The following is an 18,080-nucleotide window of genomic DNA, read 5'->3' as shown; positions in this document are numbered from 1 at the left end:
GCATTTCGTTCACTGGTGAACGATCTGGTACGTCCGTGCCCGGCATCCCGGGAGGTCGCCTCCGCATTTCGTTCACTGGTGAACGGTCTGGTACGTCCGTGCCCGGCATCCCGGGAGGTCGCCTCCGCATTTCGTTCACTGGTGAACGGTCTGAGGCCCGGGTTGACCCTGGGAGCTCGCGACCGCGGCCAGTCCCATCGTTCGCCCCGGGGAACGGCGAAGGCCGCCGGCCGGCCCACCGTGAGGCGGGCTCGACCGACGGCCTTCGGACCGACGGGGTCGGCGGGGCAGGCGGCCTACTGGCCGGGGCCCTGACCGCCCCGGTTGCGGAAGCGGCGGATGCCCTCCTGCAGCCGGTCGCGGACCTCGCCCTCGACCCGGTCGCGCAGACCGCTGCCGCTGCCCTGGTTGCCACCTGCGCCGGGGCCGGTGCCGGTGCCCTGACCGGTGCCGTGCCCAGCGCCGGTGCCCGTGCCGGTCCCGGTGCCGTAACCACCGCTCCCCGCGCCGGGCGTACCAGCCGCGCCGGGCGTACCCGGGGTGCCAGGTGCACCACTGGTGCCTGCGGCGTCGGGGGCGTTGCCGCCGCCGGTGTCACCGCCGGGGCGGTTCTGCATCCGGTTGCGCACCTCGCCCTCCACCCGCTCGCGCAGGTGGCTGAACTTGTCGCTCGGCGACTGCCCGTCCTGACCCGGTCGGGTCCAGCGGTCCTTCACCTCACCCTGCACCTTGCTGCGGATCTCGTTGAGCCGCTGGCCGGTCGACGGCTCGCCCGTGCCGGTGTCACCAGCCGCGCCGCTCTGGCCGGTGCCGGTCTGGCCGGTGCCGGGCGTACCCGTCGTGGTGTAGCCACCCGAGCCCGCCTGGTCCCCGCCGGGGGAGTTCGGGCTGGTGAAGCCGCCCGTACCGCTCTGGCCGGTGCCGGTGGTGCCGGTGCCGGGCGTACCCGGGCCGGTGTAGCCACCCGAGCCCGCCAGGTCCCCGCCGGGGGAGTTCGGGCTGGTGAAGCCGCCCGTACCGCTCTGGCCGGTACCCGCGGCGCCGGGGGTGCCGGACGCGCCAGGCGTGGCGATCCCGCGCGTCCCGCGGTTGTCGCCGTCGGGGGAGTTCGGGCTGGTGAAGCCGCTGCCCGACTCGTCCTCGTCGGCGCCGCCCGCGGGCGAGTGGGTGCGGAAACCGCCGGTGCCACGCTCGTCGCCATCGGTCGTCCGTGCACCGGAGCTGGCGAAGCCGCCGGTCCCGCGCTCGTCACCGAACGAGCCGGACGAGCCGGACGAGCCGGCGCCAGATCCGGTGCCACCCGCGCCGCCGGAGCCAGCACCGAAGCCGCCCACCCCACGGTCGTCGTGGGAGCCGCGGTCGGCCTGGTCCGAGCCGAGACCGCGGTCGGCGGGCTCGCCGGGGCGCTGGGCGTCGTACGGCTGCTGCGCCGCAGGCATGCCCGTCTCGCCCAGGCCGGAGCGGGAGCCACCGAGGTCGCTGGTCGTGTCGGCGGGGCCCGCCCAGTCCGGGTTGTGCCGGCCCTCGTCGCGCAGCTGCGGGTCGGGGTCGGCGCCACCGTCGCGGCGGCCACCGGCAGCACCAGCTGCGGCACCGGCCGCGCCCGCGCCGAGGGTGCCCACACCGGCCGCGCCGGTACCCCAGCCCGAACGGTCGTCCGTGCCCGGCGCGCCGGTGTCGGTGCGTCCCGTGTCGGTGCGTCCCGTGCCGGTAGCACCGAGGCTGCCCGCGTCACGATCGCCCAGGCTGCGGCCGCCGGTGGCCGGGGTCAGGCCCTGGCCGCTCCCGGTCTCGGTGTCGCCGCCGAGCGCGTCACCGGTGCGGTGCGCGTCGCCGGTCGCGGGGCCGCTCGCCCACGTCGTCGACTCCTCCTCGACGACCACGGTCTCCGAGACGTCACCCGGGTCGCGCGTCCCGGGCGGGTTCCAGCCGCGCTCGTTCGCGTTCCTGCCGTCGCCCGGCTCGAACGTGCTCGGCGCCGGCGAGATCTGGCCCGGCTGCCGCGCCGGGTCGTCGGGCGTACCCCGGTCCGCGACCAGGTCGTCGGCCCGGTCGACCGAGCCGAACCCGTCGTCCACCGACCCCGCCGTACGACCGGTGCCGGCCCCGAAGGTCGAGCCACCTCGGGAGTCCTCGCCCAGGCGCGAAGCCTGCGCGTCGCCGAGGCCCCGGTCCTCGCCGAGGCCACGGTCCTCGCCGAGGCCCTGGTCACCGCCGAACGTGCTGGTGCGGTCAGCGTCGCGGTCGCTGCCGAACGTGCTGGTGCGGTCGGTGTCGCGGTCGCTGCCGAAGGTGCTGGTCCGGTCGGTGTCGCGGTCGCTGCCGAACGTGCTCGTGCGGTCAGCGTCGCGCTCGCTGCCGAACGTGCCCGTCCGCTCGGTGTTGCCACCGAACGTGCCGGTGCGGTCGGCGTTGCCACCGAAGGAACCCGCGCGGTCCCCGCCTCGCTCGTCGGACGACCCGCGGATCGGCACCCGGTCGGTGATGGCGGTGGTCTCGTCGACCTCGACCTCCTCCACCCGGCTGTCGGGGGAGCGCACGTCGTCGTCGTCGCCGAAGAACGCACGGTCGGAGTCGGAGTCCCGGTCGGGGGTGAGCGCCACGTCGTCCCGGTCGGCGCCGGTCGAGCCCCGGCCGGTGCCACCCGCGGCCGTGCCGGCGGCGGCACCAGCACCGAGTGCGCCGGCACCGGCCGCGCCCGCGGCACCCGTGGTCCCCGAGCGGGTCCCGGAGCCGACGCCGCCGAGGCCGCGTCCCTCAAGGTGTCCGCCGTCGCGGGCGTCACCGTCACCAGCGCGCCCGTCGAGACCGCTGCCGCCCAGACCGTCGCGCCCGGTGTCGGGGCCCGAGGTCGCGTCGCCGACGTGGGTGGGGCGACCCGCGGAGCCCTCGAGCCCCCGGCCGCCGAGGTGTCCGCCGTCGCGGGCGTCACCGTCGTCGGCGCGCCCGTCCAGACCTTCGTCGCCGAGCCCGTCGCCGCGCAGCCCGTCGTTGCCCAGAGCGTCGCGGTCACCCCGCGCGGTCACGTCGTCGCGGTCGCCCCGCGCGGTCACGTTGTCGCGGTCGCCCCGCGCGGTCACGTCGTCACGCCCCAGCGAGTCGTCACGTCCGAGCTGCTCGTCACGCCCCGGCGAGTCGTCACGTCCGAGCCGCTCGTCACGCCCCAGCGAGTCGTCACGGTCGTCGCGGTCGCCCCGCTCGTCCCGGTCCGCCCGCGCAGCCGCCCCCAGCCCGGCCGCACCTGCGGCGCCGGCACCGGCCGCACCGGCAGCGCCGGCCGCGGCTGCGGGACCCGACTCCGGCGTACGGGCCGTGTCGACACGCTCGCGCGACTCACGCGTCTTGCGGTCGCGGTCCAGCTGCCACTCCACCTCCTCGCGCTTGCGCGCGGCCCGCTTGGCGAGCCAGACCGCGATCAGGATGATGAGCAGCAGAACAAGAACGCCCAGGATCCACCAGATCGTTGAGTTGCCCACGTCGTCCTCCTCGGACTCGGTCCCTCGGGGATGGCCGACACCAGGTGAGATGCCCGCTCCGATCCCATTCCCGCCACCGTAGTGAGGTTCGCTCGCCCGCGGGTACCCCCACGGCGAGGGTGGGTCGGCCGCCCGCTGCACAATGAACCTGTGACGGACAACGCCGTATCGACCCTGCCGGCCGACATCGCCGACGCGCTCAAGCGTGACGCCGACGGCCTCGTCGCTGCCGTGATCCAGCAGCACGACACCGGTGAGGTCCTGATGCTGGGCTGGATGGACGACGAGGCGCTGCGCCGCACCCTCACCGAGGGGCGGGTGACCTTCTGGTCCCGCAGCCGCGAGGAGTACTGGCGCAAGGGCGACACCTCCGGCCACGTCCAGCTGGTGCGCTCGGTGTCGCTCGACTGCGACGGCGACGCGCTGCTCGTGCAGGTCGACCAGCACGGCGCGGCCTGCCACACCGGTGAGCTCAGCTGCTTCGCGCACGACCTCGAAGCCACCGCCGGATGAGCTCGCCCGGCGGAGCCGACCTGCACGCCGACCTGGGGTGGGGCCGGACCTGGCCGACCGCGCAGCAGTTCGCCGAGCTGGCGCGCGACCGGCGCGTCATCCCCGTCGTACGCCGGCTGCTGGCCGACGCCGAGACGCCCCTGGGCGTCTACCGCAAGCTCGCCGCCGGCCGCCCCGGCACCTTCCTCCTGGAGTCGGCCGAGCACGGTGGCGTGTGGTCGCGCTACTCCATCGTCGGCGTCGCGAGCAGCGCCACCCTGACCGAGGTCGACGGCGCGGCGCACTGGATCGGCGAGCCGCCCGTGGGCGTCCCGACCGACGGCGCGCCCACCGACGCGGTGCGCGACACGGTCGCCGCGCTCGCCACCCCGCCCATCCCGGGCCTGCCGCCGCTGACCGGCGGCCTCGTGGGCACCATCGGCTACGACGCCGTGCGCCGCTGGGAGCGGCTCGGCGACACCGCCCGCGACGAGCTGCAGCTGCCCGAGCTCGCGATGATGCTCGCCACCGACCTCGCCGTGCTCGACCACCGCGACGCCTCGCTGCTGCTGGTCGCCAACGCCGTCAACCACGACGACACCGACGAGCGGGTCGAGCAGGCCTACGCCGACGCCGTGCGCCGGCTGGACGCGATGGCGACCGACCTGGCCCGCCCCGCCGACTCGACGGTGGCGGTGCCCCACGACGTACGCCTGGAGCCCACCAGCACCCACACCCGCGAGCAGTTCCACGACATGGTCGAGACCTGCAAGGAGGAGATCCGCTCCGGCGAGGCCTTCCAGATCGTGGTGTCGCAGCGGTTCAGCGTGCCGTGCGAGGCCGACGGCCTCGACGTCTACCGGGTGCTGCGCACGGCCAACCCGAGCCCGTACATGTACTTCCTGCGCCTGGCGCACCCGGCCGGCGGGACGTACGACGTCGTCGGCTCCAGCCCCGAGGCGCTGGTCAAGGTGACGGGGGACCGGGTCATCACCCACCCGATCGCCGGGTCCCGCCCGCGCGGCAAGACGCCCGAGGAGGACCAGGAACTGGCCGACGAGCTCGCGGCCGACCCCAAGGAGCGCGCCGAGCACCTGATGCTCGTCGACCTGTCGCGCAACGACCTGCAGCGGGTCTGCTCGGCCGGCACGGTCGACACCGTGGAGTTCATGCAGGTGCGCCACTACAGCCACATCATGCACCTGGAGTCGACCGTGGTCGGGAGCCTCGCGCCCGGGCGCAGTGCGTACGACGTGCTCGTCGCGACCTTCCCGGCCGGCACTCTCTCGGGGGCGCCCAAGCCGCGCGCGATGCAGATCATCGAGCGGCTTGAGGGCACCCGGCGCGGGATCTACGGCGGCGTCGTCGGCTATCTGGACTTCGCCGGCGACCTCGACCTGGCCATCGCGATCCGCACGGCGGTGCTGCGCGACGGGGTGGCCCACGTGCAGGCGGGCGCGGGCATCGTGGCCGACTCGGTCCCCGAGGCGGAGTACCAGGAGACGATCTCCAAGGCCGCCGCGGCGATCCACGCGGTCTCGACCGCGTCCGGGATGCGCGCGCTGACCGAGTCGGAGGCAGAGCCGGTATGACCGAGGAACCGCAGGTGCAGCACGACGAGTCCGCGCGGGAGCCGCAGCAGCCGCAGCAGTCGCGGGAGTCGCGCGGGGTCCCCAAGGGGATGCTCGTGGCGGTCACCGCCGTGACGGTCGTCGTGCTGCTGGCGAGCGGCGGACGCACCTGGGTCGACGGGCAGGTGAGCGACGCCGTGCTCGCGACCAGCAGCGTCGGGGTGAGCGGTCGCGACGCGGCGGGCGGGGTGATCGCCGCAGCACTGGTCGCGGCGGCCGCGATGCTCGCGGCGCTCACCGGCGGGCGCATCGTGCGCCGCATCGGGGCGGTGGCGCTGGCGCTGGCAGGGGTGCTCGTCGTGGCTCTGTCGCTCCCGGTGCTCACCGACGCCGCCGGGGTGGTCGGGGAGCAGGCCGCGGCACAGACCGGGCGCACCGGCTCGATCGAGGCGACCGGGTCGCCGACCGCGTGGGTGATCGTGGCGCTGGTCGCCGGAGCGGTGCTCGTGCTGTGCGGCCTCGCGGCCCTGGTCAGCGCCCGGCACTGGGGCGGGCTGACCGCGCGCTACGACAGCCCCGCCGGCGACGCCGACGCCGACGAGAGCGACCGCGCGACACCGCAGGAGTCCGACTGGGACCGGCTCAGCCGCGGCGAGGACCCGACCTGACACAATGTCGCGCGACACGAGGCAAGAACTCGTCTCGGCGACGATGCCGACCGGCCGGAGCGTGCGACGGCCGGGCGGAGGAGGACCGAGACCGACGAACAAGGAGACTCGGCGGATGGCCGACGGCAGCAGCGTTCACCACGGCAGTACCGACGACCACGGCAGCAGCGTTGCCGCATGGGTCGGCGTCATCCTGCTGCTGATCAGCTCGGCGATCATCGCGCTCGGGATCTACATCAACAACGACCCGATCCTGATCATCGGGATCGTCATCGGGGTGCTCGGCCTGATCGGTGCGATCGTGCTGGCCAAGGCCGGTTTCGGGGTCGCCGCCAAGCGTCACGCGCTGGCCGAGTCGCGGGCTTCCGAGGGCCGGACCGGCCGCGGGGACGAGCGTTCCGCCGAGTAATCTTGGGCGGGTGCCCACCGTTCTCGACGAGATCATCGTCGGCGTGCGTGCCGACCTCGCCGACCGGGAGCGTGCTCGCCCCCTCGCGCAGGTCCGCGACCTCGCCGACGCAGCCCCTCCCGCCCGTCCTGTCATCGACGCCCTGCGCGACCCGGCGGCGCTGAGCGTCATCGCCGAGGTCAAGCGCAAGAGCCCCAGCAAGGGCGCGCTCGCCGACATCCCCGACCCGGCCGAGCTGGCCCAGGCGTACGCCCGCGGCGGCGCCGACGTCATCTCGGTGCTCACCGAGCAGCGCCGGTTCGGCGGCAGCCTGGCCGACCTGGACGCGGTGCGGGCCGCGGTCGACACGCCGCTGCTGCGCAAGGACTTCGTCGTCGAGCCCTACCAGGTGGTCGAGGCCCGCGCGCACGGCGCCGACGTGGTGCTGCTCATCGTGGCCGCGCTCGGGGACGACCTGCTGCACGAGCTGTACGCCCTCGTCACCGAGCTCGGCATGACCGCCCTGGTCGAGGTGCACGACACGGGCGAGGCCGAGCGCGCCGTCGCCCTCGGCGCCGAGCTGATCGGGGTCAACGCCCGCAACCTGAAGACCCTCGAGGTCGACCGCGGCGTGTTCGCCGAGGTGGCCGCGGGCATCCCGGGCGACCGGGTCACCGTCGCCGAGTCCGGCGTGCGCGGCCCGGCCGACGCCGCCGACTACGCCGCGGCCGGTGCCGACGCCGTGCTGGTCGGCGAGGCGCTGGTCACCGGTGCCGGCGACGTCGCGAGCAACGTGCGGGCGATGCGCGTCCCGCTGGGGGTGCGCCGATGAGCGGCGAGGCGACCAGCAGCGACACGACGGACAACGAGAGCACGAGCAACGACGCGACCAACGACAAATCGACCAACGACACCGCGAGCACCGAGGCGATGATCAGCGAGACGACCACCGAGCGGCTGGGCCGGTTCGGCGACTTCGGCGGGCGCTACGTCCCCGAGGCGCTCGTCGCGGCGCTGGAGGAGCTCGACGAGCACCGGCAGAAGGCGATGAGCGACCCGGAGTTCCTGGGCGCGCTCGCCGAGCTGCACCGGTCGTACACCGGGCGGCCGAGCATCATCACCGAGGTGCCGCGCTTCGCCGAGCACTGTGGCGGCGCCCGCGTCGTGCTCAAGCGCGAGGACCTCAACCACACCGGCTCGCACAAGATCAACAACGTGCTCGGCCAGGTGCTGCTCACCAAGCGGATGGGCAAGTCGCGGGTCATCGCCGAGACCGGCGCGGGCCAGCACGGCGTCGCGACGGCGACCGGCGCGGCGCTGCTCGGGCTCGAGTGCACCGTCTACATGGGCCGCGTCGACACCGAGCGGCAGGCGCTCAACGTCGCCCGCATGCGGCTGCTCGGGGCCGAGGTCGTCCCCGTCGACCACGGCAGCCGCACCCTCAAGGACGCCGTCAACGAGGCGTTCCGCGACTGGGTCACCAACGTCGACAGCACGCACTACGTCCTCGGCACCGTCACCGGTCCCTACCCCTTCCCCGAGATGGTGCGCGACTTCCACCGGATCATCGGGGTCGAGGCCCGCCAGCAGGTGCTCGACGCGTACGGCCGGCTCCCCGACGCGGTCTGTGCGTGCGTGGGCGGCGGCTCCAACGCGATGGGCATCTTCCACCGGTTCGTCGACGACCCCGACGTACGTCTGATCGGGCTCGAGGGGGGCGGCGAGGGTGTCGACTCGGGCCGGCACGCCGCCCGGTTCACCGGCCAGGCCACGCCCGGGGTGCTGCACGGCGCCTACACCTACGTGCTGCAGGACGACGACGGCCAGACGGTCGAGTCGCACTCGGTCTCCGCGGGGCTGGACTACCCCAGCGTGGGGCCCGAGCACGCGTTCCTGCGCGACTCCGGCCGTGCTGAGTACGCCCCGGTCACCGACGACGAGGCGATGGAGGCGTTCGCGCTGCTGGCCCGCACCGAGGGGATCCTGCCCGCGATCGAGTCGGCCCACGCGCTCGCCGGCGCGATGAAGGTCGGGCGCGAGCTCGGCCCGGAGGGTCTGGTGCTGGTGAGCCTGTCGGGTCGCGGCGACAAGGACGTCGACACGGCCGCCCGGTGGTTCGGGCTGCTCAGCGGCGAGGAGATCGTCGAGGCCGAGCAGAAGAAGGCCGAGGAACCCGTCGGAGAGTCTGCGGGGAGCGGCGGATGACCGCCGTCTCCGAGGTCCTCGCCCGCGCCAAGGACGAGGGTCGCGCCGCGCTCGTCGGCTACCTGCCGGTCGGCTTCCCCGACGTCGAGGGGTCGGTCCGGGCCGTCCGTGCGCTGGTCGAGTCCGGCGTCGACATCGTCGAGGTGGGGCTGCCCTACACCGACCCGCTGATGGACGGCCCGGTCATCCAGACCGCCGCCACCCGCGCGCTCGAGGGCGGCGTGCGCGTGCGCGACGTGTTCACGGCCGTCCGCGCGGTGCACGAGGCCGGCGCGGCCGCGGTCGTCATGACCTACTGGAACCCCGTCCTGCACTACGGCGTCGACCGGTTCGCCGCCGACCTGTCGGCGGCCGGCGGCTCCGGGCTGATCACGCCCGACCTGGTGCCCGACGAGGCGCAGGAGTGGATCGAGGCGAGCGACCGGCACGACCTGGACCGGATCTTCCTCGTCGCGCCCAGCTCGACCACCGAGCGGCTCAGGATGACCACCGGCGCCGCGCGCGGCTTCGTCTACGTCGCGGCGCTCATGGGCGTGACCGGTGCGCGCACCAGCGTGGGCGACGCCGCGGGTGCGCTCGTCGAGCGCACCCGCGCCGTCACCGACCTGCCGCTGTGCGTCGGGCTCGGCGTGTCCACCCGCGAGCAGGTCGCCCAGGTCGCCGGGTTCGCCGACGGCGTGATCGTCGGCTCGGCGCTGGTGCGCACCCTGGTCGACGCCCCCGACCCCGACACGGGGCTCGCCGACCTGCGGGCCCTCGCCCGCGAGCTGGCCGCCGGCGCCCGCGAGGGCGGTCGGTGACCCCACGGGTCAAGGACGCCGTCGGCCTCGTGCTGCGGCTCGCCCTCGGCGGGGTGCTCATCGTCGCGGGCTGGCTCAAGCTGGACGACCTGAGCGGGTCGCGCGCGGCGACCCGGGCGTACCGGCTGATGCCGACCGGCGTCGCCGACCTCGTCGGGACCATGCTGCCGTTCGTCGAGGTGACGCTCGGCGCGCTGCTCGTCCTCGGCCTGCTCACCCGCGGGTCCGCGCTGCTCGGCGGGCTGCTCATGATCGCCTTCGTCGCCGGCATCGCCTCGGCCTGGGCGCGCGGGCTGAGCATCGACTGCGGCTGCTTCGGCGGCGGGGGCCAGGTCGGCGTCGACCAGACGGCCTACCTGCAGGAGATCGTGCGCGACGCGGCGCTGGCGCTCGCGGCCGCCTGGCTGGTCGTGCGCCCGCGCACCCCGGCGAGCCTGGACCGGCGGCTGTGGGGCACCTGAGGTCGCACCCGGCGGCCTGATCCGCCGGCCGGTCGCGGGTGGGTCGCCCCACCTGCACGCAGGGGGCCGACCTACCCTTGACGCGGGCGCCGCAGCGGTGCCGTCCCGACGTTCCGCGAGGAGTGATCCGTGCCGCGCCCGGATGCAGCCGACAAGCTCAAGGCCAACCAGCCACCGGAGGGGCCCTCCAAGGTCCTGATCGCCGCGGTGATCGCGGTGGCCCTGGTCATCGTCGGCGGCATCGCCTGGCTGCGCACCGACCCGTTCGGCAGCCTGGATGCCACCCCGCCCAAGGGCGGCAACCCCGCGGGCGCCGGCGTCGTGGCCTACCCGGGCGCCGCGAGGCCGGGCGTCCCCACGGTCGACCTCTACGAGGACTTCCAGTGCCCCGTCTGCGGGCAGCTGGAGGAGCGCAACGGCAGGTCGATCTTCGAGATGGCCAAGGCCGGCGACATCAAGCTGGTGGTGCACCTGATGTCCTTCCTCGACGGCAACCTCGACAACGACTCCTCCAAGCGCGCCGCCAACGCCGCCTTCTGCGCGTCCGACGCGGGCCGGTTCCCCGAGTTCCACGCGGCGGTCTTCGCCGCGCAGCCCGAACGCGAGGGCGACGGCTACTCCGACGCCACCCTGAAGCAGGCCGCGACCACGGCCGGCATCACCGGCAGCGCGCGCACGACGTTCGACTCCTGCATGGCCGGCGGCACCTACGACGACTACGTCGACGACACCGAGAAGGCCTCCGGCGACGACGGGGTCGAGGGCACCCCCACCGTCCTGGTCGGCGGCGAGCCGCTGGAGGAGACCGCCCTGAAGCGTCTGCTCACCACCCCGAACACCTGGCCGTCGGTCCTGCAGGCCGCGTCGTGAGCGGGGACCGACGATGACCGCCGCGCTGCCCGCCAGCATCCCGAGCCCGACGTCCTCGATCCTGTGGCTCGGTCCGCTGCCGCTGCGGGCGTACGCCCTGTGCATCCTCGCCGGCATCGCCGTCGCCATCTGGCTGTGCGGGCGCCGGCTCGCCGACCGCGGTTACGACCCCGACGAGGCGCTCAACGTCGCCTACTGGGGCGTGCCGTTCGGCATCCTCGGCGGCCGCATCTACCACGTCATCACCACGCCGCAGCCCTACTTCGGCGAGGGCGGCCGCCCGCTCGACGCGGTCAAGATCTGGGAGGGCGGCCTCGGCATCTGGGGCGCCGTCGCGCTCGGCGCGGTCGGGGTGTGGATCGGGTGCCGCCGGGCCGGTATCTCCTTCCTCGACTACGCCGACGCCGCCGTGCCGGGCGTCGCCATCGCCCAGGCGATGGGCCGGGTCGGCAACTACTTCAACAACGAGCTGTACGGCGAGCCCACCACGGTGCCGTGGGCGCTGGAGATCCATCGGATGGGCTCCGACGGGCAGGCGCTGCGCGACGCCGCCGGGCAGCCGATCGTCGAGGGCTACTTCCACCCGACGTTCCTCTACGAGGCGATCTGGTGCCTGGTGATGGCCGCGATCATCCTGCTGCTCGACCGGCGCGGGGTGCTGCGGCGCGGCCAGTCGCTGGCGCTGTACGTCCTGCTCTACCCGATGGGGCGCATCGTCTTCGAGCTGATGCGCACCGACCCGGCCAACCGCATCCTCGGCCTGCGGGTCAACGTGTGGATGTCGATGATCGTCTTCCTGCTCGGCGTCACCCTGTTCTGGCTGTGGCGGCGCAACCCGCCGCGGCCGCGCGGGGGGGAGGAGCCGGCCGAGGACGTACCACCGACGGCCGAACGTCCCACATCGTGAGATAGCAGACCAGTTTGTGAGACCCCGGCTGGCGCGAGTAGAGTGTGCAGACCCGACCACGCCGGCCAACGACGTCCTGCTGGTGGACCGCCGATCACTTCGGCGCGACCCCCATCCGGCCAGCCCCGTCACGCAGGCCAAGCAGGGCGCGCGCCGAGGTCCGAGAGACAGGACACGCGCATGGGTCTTGCCCACTTCTCCGCATCGCCGACGGCCCAGGGCCTCTACGACCCCGCCGCCGAGCACGACGCGTGCGGCGTCGCGATGGTCGCCACGATGCGCGGCAGCGCCGGGCACGACATCGTCGACCACGCGCTGACCGCGCTGCGCAACCTCGAGCACCGCGGCGCCACCGGTCACGACCCGGCCGTCGGTGACGGCGCGGGCATCCTCACCCAGGTCCCCCACGCCTTTCTGCGCGAGGTCGTCGACGTCGAGCTGCCGCCGGCGGGGGAGTACGCCGTCGGCCTGGTCTTCCTGCCCACCGACCCCGACGAGCAGTGGACCGTCGGCGAGCAGATGGACCGGCTCGCCGCCGAGGAGGGGCTGCGCGTGCTCGCCTGGCGCGACGTGCCCACCGACCCCTCGCTGGTCGGCGAGGCCGCGCGGCGCACCATGCCCGTCTTCCGCCAGGTCTTCTTCGCCGCGCAGGAGCAGGGCGTCTCGGGCCTGGAGCTGGACCGGCTCGCCTTCTGCGTGCGCAAGCGCGCCGAGCACGAGCTGAAGGTCTACTTCGCGTCGCTGTCCTCGCGCACCCTGGTCTACAAGGGGATGCTCACCACCGGTCAGCTCGAGCCGTTCTTCCCCGACCTGTCCGACGGGCGATTCGCGACCGAGCTGGCGCTGGTGCACTCGCGCTTCTCGACCAACACCTTCCCGTCGTGGCCGCTGGCCCACCCCTACCGCTACATCGCCCACAACGGCGAGATCAACACCGTCAAGGGCAACCGCAACTGGATGAACGCACGCGAGTCGATGCTCGCGAGCGACGTGATCCCGGGCGACCTGAGCCGGCTCTACCCGATCTGCACGCCCGGCGCGTCCGACTCGGCGACGTTCGACGAGGTGCTCGAGCTGCTGCACCTGGGCGGGCGCAGCCTGCCGCACGCGGTGCTGATGATGATCCCCGAGGCGTGGGAGAACCACGAGCAGATGGACCCCGCCCGGCGGGCGTTCTACGAGTACCACGCGGCGATCATGGAGCCCTGGGACGGCCCGGCCTGCGTCACCTTCACCGACGGCAAGCTGGTCGGCGCCGTGCTCGACCGCAACGGGCTGCGCCCGGGCCGCTACGCCATCACCAGCGACGGTCTGGTCGTGCTGGCCTCCGAGGCCGGCGTGCTCGACCTCGACCCGGAGACCGTCGTGCGCAAGGGCCGCATGCAGCCCGGCCGCATGTTCCTGGTCGACACCGAGCACGGCCGCGTCGTCGGCGACGACGAGGTCAAGGCGCAGCTGGCGGCCGAGCACCCCTACGAGGAGTGGCTGCACGCCGGCATCGTGAAGCTGAGCGACCTGCCCGACCGCGAGCACGTGTGGCACTCGCCGGCCTCGGTCGTGCGTCGCCAGCAGACCTTCGGCTACACCCACGAGGAGCTGCGCATCCTGCTGTCGCCGATGGCCAAGGCGGGGGCCGAGGCGCTGGGCTCGATGGGCACCGACACCCCGATCGCGGTGCTGTCGGACCGGCCGCGGCTGCTGTTCGACTACTTCACCCAGCTGTTCGCGCAGGTCACCAATCCGCCGCTGGACGCGATCCGCGAGGAGCTGGTCACCTCGCTCGGCACGCTGATCGGCGTAGAGCACAACGCACTGGCGGCCACCCCGGCGCACGCGCGCCAGGTCGAGCTGGACTTCCCGGTGCTCGACAACGACGAGCTCGCCAAGATCGTGCACATCAACCGCGACGGCAACCTGCCCGGCTACGCGACGTACGTCATCCGCGGCACCTACCGCGTCGACGGCGGCGCCTCGGCGCTGCGCGCCCGGCTGCGGGGGATCTTCGCCGAGGTCGACCAGGCGATCGAGGACGGGCACCGGTTCGTCGTGCTGTCCGACCGCGACAGCAACGCCGACTTCGCACCGATCCCGTCGCTGCTGCTCACCGCGGCGGTGCACCACCACCTGATCCGCACCAAGACCCGCACCCAGGTCGGTCTGATCGTCGAGGCGGGCGACGTGCGCGAGGTGCACCACGTCGCGCTGCTCATCGGCTACGGCGCCGCGGCGGTCAACCCCTACCTCGCGATGGAGTCGGTCGAGGAGCTGGTGCGCCAGGGCATCGTCCAGGACGTCAGCGCCGAGCAGGCCGTGCGCAACCTCATCAAGGCGCTCGGCAAGGGCGTGCTGAAGGTGATGTCCAAGATGGGCATCTCGACCGTCGCGTCCTACCGCGGGGCGCAGGTGTTCGAGGCCGTCGGTCTCGCCGACGACTTCGTCGGCGAGTTCTTCACCGGCACCGTGTCGCGGCTGGGCGGCGTCGGGCTCGACGTCATCGCCGACGAGGTCGCGGCCCGGCACGCGACGGCGTACCCCACGAGCGGGGTGCGCAACGCGCACCGCACGCTCGAGGTGGGCGGGGAGTACCAGTGGCGGCGCGAGGGCGAGCCGCACCTGTTCGACCCCGAGACCGTCTTCCGGCTGCAGCACTCCACCCGCAGCCGCCGCTACGACATCTTCAAGCAGTACACCAAGACCGTCGACGAGCAGTCCGAGCGCCTGATGACGCTGCGCGGCCTGTTCCGGTTCAAGAGCGACCGGGAGAGCATCTCGATCGACGAGGTCGAGCCGGTGAGCGAGATCGTCAAGCGCTTCTCGACCGGCGCGATGAGCTACGGCTCGATCAGCCAGGAGGCGCACGAGACGCTTGCCGTCGCGATGAACCGGCTGGGCGGCCGCTCCAACACCGGCGAGGGCGGCGAGGACCCCGAGCGGCTGCGCGACCCCGAGCGGCGCTCGTCGATCAAGCAGGTCGCGAGCGGCCGGTTCGGCGTGACCTCGCTCTACCTCACCGAGTCCGACGACATCCAGATCAAGATGGCCCAGGGCGCCAAGCCCGGCGAGGGCGGTCAGCTGCCCGGGCCGAAGGTCTACCCGTGGGTCGCGCGCACCCGGCACTCCACGCCCGGCGTGGGGCTCATCTCCCCGCCGCCGCACCACGACATCTACTCCATCGAGGACCTGGCCCAGCTCATCCACGACCTGAAGAACGCCAACCCGCAGGCGCGGGTGCACGTGAAGCTGGTCGCCGAGTCGGGCGTCGGCACGGTCGCCGCGGGCGTGAGCAAGGCGCACGCCGACGTCGTGCTGATCAGCGGTCACGACGGCGGCACCGGCGCCTCGCCGCTCACCTCGCTCAAGCACGCGGGCGGCCCGTGGGAGCTCGGCCTCGCCGAGACCCAGCAGACGCTGCTGCTCAACGGGCTGCGCGACCGGATCGTCGTGCAGACCGACGGCCAGCTCAAGACCGGGCGCGACGTGGTCATCGCGGCGCTGCTCGGTGCCGAGGAGTTCGGCTTCGCGACCGCCCCGCTCGTGGTCAGCGGCTGCATCATGATGCGCGTCTGCCACCTCGACACCTGCCCGGTCGGCATCGCGACGCAGAACCCCGAGCTGCGCGAGCGCTTCACCGGCAAGCCGGAGTTCGTCGAGACGTTCTTCGAGTACGTCGCCGAGGAGGTGCGCGAGATCCTCGCCGAGCTGGGCTTCCGCTCGGTCGAGGAGGCGGTGGGCCAGGTGCGCGCGCTCGACACCACCCGCGCGGTCGACCACTGGAAGGCCGAGGGACTCGACCTCGCGCCGATCCTGCAGGAGGTGGCGATGCCGTTCGGCGGCGCCCGCCACCACACCACCGAGCAGGACCACGGCCTGCAGAAGGCGCTGGACCAGCAGCTCATCACGATGAGCCAGGACGCCCTGCAGCAGCAGGAGCCGGTGCGCATCGAGGTGCCGATCTCCAACGTCAACCGCACGGTCGGCACGATGCTCGGCCACGAGGTCACCAAGCGCTACCCGGAGGGCCTCGCCGACGGCACCATCGAGGTCTCGCTCAACGGGTCCGCGGGGCAGTCGTTCGGGGCGTTCGTCCCGCGGGGCGTCACGCTGCGCCTGTTCGGCGAGGCCAACGACTACGTCGGCAAGGGCCTCTCCGGCGGCCGCGTGGTCGTACGTCCGTTGCGCGAGGCGTCGCTGGTCGCCGAGAAGAACGCCATCGCCGGCAACGTCATCGGCTACGGCGCCACGAGCGGCGAGATCTTCCTGCGCGGGATGGTCGGCGAGCGGTTCTGCGTGCGCAACTCCGGCGCGACCGCCGTCGTCGAGGGCGTGGGCGACCACGGCTGCGAGTACATGACCGGCGGCACCGTGCTCGTGCTCGGCCCGACCGGGCGCAACTTCGCGGCCGGCATGTCCGGCGGCCAGGCGTACGTCCTCGACCTGGACGAGGACCTCGTCAACCCCGAGCTGGTCGACGTGGTCGGGCTGCGGCCCGACGACATCGCGACGGTCAAGCGGCTGCTGGAGCAGCACCGCGACTGGACCGAGTCGCAGGTCGCGACCAAGCTGCTCGCCGACTGGCCGGCGGCGGTCGAGCGGTTCTCGCTCGTGCTGCCGCGCGACTACCAGCGCGTGCTCGACATCCGCACCGAGGCTGAAGGCGAAGGCCTCGACCCCGACGGCGCCCAGGTCTGGGAGCGCATCATGGAGGCACACCGTGGCTGACCCCCGAGGATTCCTCACCGTTCGCGAGCGGCAGCTGCCGCAGCGCCGGCCCGTGCCGGTGCGCATCAAGGACTGGCGCGAGGTCTACGAGGAGCAGGAGCGCGGCGAGCTGCAGCGCCAGGCCGGGCGCTGCATGGACTGCGGCATCCCGTTCTGCCACCAGGGCTGTCCGCTCGGCAACCTGATCCCCGAGTGGAACGACCTGGCCCGCAAGGGCGAGTGGGACGACGGCATCGAGCGGCTGCACGCCACCAACAACTTCCCGGAGTTCACCGGGCGGCTGTGCCCGGCGCCGTGCGAGTCCGCGTGCGTGCTCGGCATCAGCCAGGACCCCGTCACGATCAAGCAGGTCGAGCTGCGCACCATCGAGGAGGCCTTCGAGGCCGGCACGGTCGTGCCCGAGGTGCCGGAGCGGCTCACCGGCAAGACCGTCGCCGTCATCGGGTCCGGCCCGGCCGGGCTCGCGGCCGCCCAGCAGCTGACCCGCGCCGGGCACACCGTCGCGGTCTACGAGCGGGCCGACAAGCCCGGCGGGCTGATGCGGTACGGCATCCCCGAGTTCAAGATGGAGAAGTCGGTGCTGGACCGGCGGCTGGAGCAGATGACCGCCGAGGGCACCCGCTTCCGCTGCGGCACCGAGGTGGGCAAGGACATCACCGGCGAGCAGCTGCGCCAGCGCTACGACGCGGTGCTGCTGGCCACCGGCGCCACCGTGCCGCGCGGGCTGCCGGTCGAGGGCGGCGACCTCGACGGGGTCGTGCAGGCGATGGACTACCTGCCCGACGCCAACCGGGTCGCGCTCGGCGAGACCGTCGAGGACCAGATCCTCGCGACCGACAAGGACGTCGTCATCATCGGCGGCGGCGACACCGGCGCCGACTGCCTCGGCACCGCCATCCGGCAGGGTGCCCGGTCGATCACGTCGCTGGAGATCATGCCCCAGCCGGGGGAGCAGCGCTCACCCGCTCACCCGTGGCCGACGTACCCCATGCTGTTCCGTGTCGCGAGCGCCCACGAGGAGGGCGGCGACCGGGTCTACGCCACCAGCACCAAGCAGGTGCTCGCCGACGAGCAGGGCAAGGTGCGCGCGCTGCGGCTCGTCGAGGTCGAGCGCACCGAGGCCGGCGGCTTCGAGGAGATCGAGGGCACCGAGCGGGAGATCCCCGCGCAGCTGGTGCTGCTCGCGATGGGCTTCCTCGGCCCCGAGGGCGAGGGCATCGTCGAGCAGCTGGAGCTGGAGACCGACGACCGCACCAACATCGCGCGCGACGGGTCCTACCTCACCAACGTCCCGGGCGTGTTCGTCGCCGGCGACGCGGGGCGCGGTCAGTCGCTGATCGTGTGGGCGATCGCCGAGGGCCGCTCGGCCGCGCGCGCGATCGACGCCTACCTCACCGGCGACTCCACGCTGCCGGCTCCGGTGCGTCCGACCGACCGCCCGCTGGCGGTCTGAGGGAGCGCCGAACCTACTCGACCGTACGACGGACACCCCTGGGCGGGTGGTCCGACCTCACTACGCTGGT

General features: G+C 73.5%; 13 protein-coding genes. 12 read left to right on the top strand and 1 reads right to left on the bottom strand.

Annotated elements, in window-relative coordinates; translation table 11 throughout:
- Positions 1-296: 296 nt before the first annotated feature.
- Entirely contained in the window at positions 297-3,476 is a 3,180-nt protein-coding gene (locus FB554_RS07390; protein ID WP_142005371.1) for a hypothetical protein, read from the bottom strand.
- A gap of 150 nt (positions 3,477-3,626) precedes the next feature.
- Between FB554_RS07390 and hisI the strand changes: the two genes are divergently transcribed.
- From hisI to FB554_RS07330, 12 genes are all read left to right on the top strand, one after another.
- Positions 3,627-3,989 carry a phosphoribosyl-AMP cyclohydrolase gene (hisI, locus tag FB554_RS07385; protein ID WP_236022330.1) on the top strand — a complete coding sequence of 121 codons (363 nt, stop codon included), beginning with the start codon at positions 3,627-3,629 and terminating at the stop codon, positions 3,987-3,989.
- Positions 3,986-5,560, top strand: coding sequence for an anthranilate synthase component I (locus FB554_RS07380; protein WP_142005370.1), 1,575 nt, complete (start codon positions 3,986-3,988; stop codon positions 5,558-5,560). The genes hisI and FB554_RS07380 overlap by 4 nt, the downstream gene beginning before the upstream one ends.
- Positions 5,557-6,207, top strand: coding sequence for a Trp biosynthesis-associated membrane protein (locus tag FB554_RS07375; RefSeq protein WP_142005369.1), 651 nt, complete (start codon positions 5,557-5,559; stop codon positions 6,205-6,207). Before FB554_RS07380 ends, FB554_RS07375 begins: the two co-directional genes overlap by 4 nt.
- Before the next feature lie 115 nt (positions 6,208-6,322).
- Positions 6,323-6,616, top strand: coding sequence for an HGxxPAAW family protein (locus FB554_RS07370; protein ID WP_142005368.1), 294 nt, complete (start codon positions 6,323-6,325; stop codon positions 6,614-6,616).
- A 10-nt stretch (positions 6,617-6,626) separates the two neighbouring features.
- Complete coding sequence (trpC, locus tag FB554_RS07365) at positions 6,627-7,427, top strand: indole-3-glycerol phosphate synthase TrpC (protein ID WP_142005367.1); 801 nt, start codon at positions 6,627-6,629, stop codon at positions 7,425-7,427.
- Between the two features lie 98 nt (positions 7,428-7,525).
- On the top strand, positions 7,526-8,800 hold the full coding sequence (gene trpB, locus FB554_RS07360; protein WP_142007492.1) for a tryptophan synthase subunit beta: 1,275 nt from the start codon (positions 7,526-7,528) through the stop codon (positions 8,798-8,800).
- On the top strand, positions 8,797-9,600 hold the full coding sequence (gene trpA, locus FB554_RS07355) for a tryptophan synthase subunit alpha (protein ID WP_142005366.1): 804 nt from the start codon (positions 8,797-8,799) through the stop codon (positions 9,598-9,600). The genes trpB and trpA overlap by 4 nt, the downstream gene beginning before the upstream one ends.
- Positions 9,597-10,061 (top strand): MauE/DoxX family redox-associated membrane protein, encoded by a 465-nt coding sequence (locus tag FB554_RS07350; RefSeq protein ID WP_142005365.1) that lies wholly within the window; start codon positions 9,597-9,599, stop codon positions 10,059-10,061. The genes trpA and FB554_RS07350 overlap by 4 nt, the downstream gene beginning before the upstream one ends.
- 129 nt (positions 10,062-10,190) lie before the next feature.
- A complete protein-coding gene (locus FB554_RS07345; protein ID WP_142005364.1) occupies positions 10,191-10,931 on the top strand; it encodes a DsbA family protein in 741 nt (246 codons plus the stop codon).
- A 13-nt stretch (positions 10,932-10,944) separates the two neighbouring features.
- Positions 10,945-11,838: a prolipoprotein diacylglyceryl transferase gene (gene lgt / locus FB554_RS07340; protein WP_142005363.1), complete on the top strand. Its 894-nt coding sequence runs from the start codon at positions 10,945-10,947 to the stop codon at positions 11,836-11,838.
- Positions 11,839-12,018: 180 nt separating this feature from the next.
- A complete protein-coding gene (gene gltB, locus FB554_RS07335) occupies positions 12,019-16,557 on the top strand; it encodes a glutamate synthase large subunit (protein WP_142005362.1) in 4,539 nt (1,512 codons plus the stop codon).
- Positions 16,550-18,010, top strand: coding sequence for a glutamate synthase subunit beta (locus FB554_RS07330; RefSeq protein ID WP_142005361.1), 1,461 nt, complete (start codon positions 16,550-16,552; stop codon positions 18,008-18,010). The genes gltB and FB554_RS07330 overlap by 8 nt, the downstream gene beginning before the upstream one ends.
- Positions 18,011-18,080 lie beyond the last annotated feature (70 nt).

It is taken from the genome of Barrientosiimonas humi (assembly GCF_006716095.1).
In the GTDB taxonomy this organism is placed as follows: Bacteria; Actinomycetota; Actinomycetes; order Actinomycetales; family Dermatophilaceae; genus Barrientosiimonas; species Barrientosiimonas humi.
This window is presented reverse-complemented; position numbering and strand designations above follow the sequence as displayed.

Bases quoted from the DNA above. Each gene is read 5' to 3' on its own strand.
- FB554_RS07375 (WP_142005369.1), top strand. From the start codon at position 5,557: ATGACCGAGGAACCGCAGGTGCAGCACGACGAGTCCGCGCGGGAGCCG.
- trpA (WP_142005366.1), top strand. From the start codon at position 8,797: ATGACCGCCGTCTCCGAGGTCCTCGCCCGCGCCAAGGACGAGGGTCGC.
- FB554_RS07370 (WP_142005368.1), top strand. From the start codon at position 6,323: ATGGCCGACGGCAGCAGCGTTCACCACGGCAGTACCGACGACCACGGC.
- gltB (WP_142005362.1), top strand. From the start codon at position 12,019: ATGGGTCTTGCCCACTTCTCCGCATCGCCGACGGCCCAGGGCCTCTAC.
- trpB (WP_142007492.1), top strand. From the start codon at position 7,526: ATGATCAGCGAGACGACCACCGAGCGGCTGGGCCGGTTCGGCGACTTC.
- lgt (WP_142005363.1), top strand. From the start codon at position 10,945: ATGACCGCCGCGCTGCCCGCCAGCATCCCGAGCCCGACGTCCTCGATC.
- FB554_RS07380 (WP_142005370.1), top strand. From the start codon at position 3,986: ATGAGCTCGCCCGGCGGAGCCGACCTGCACGCCGACCTGGGGTGGGGC.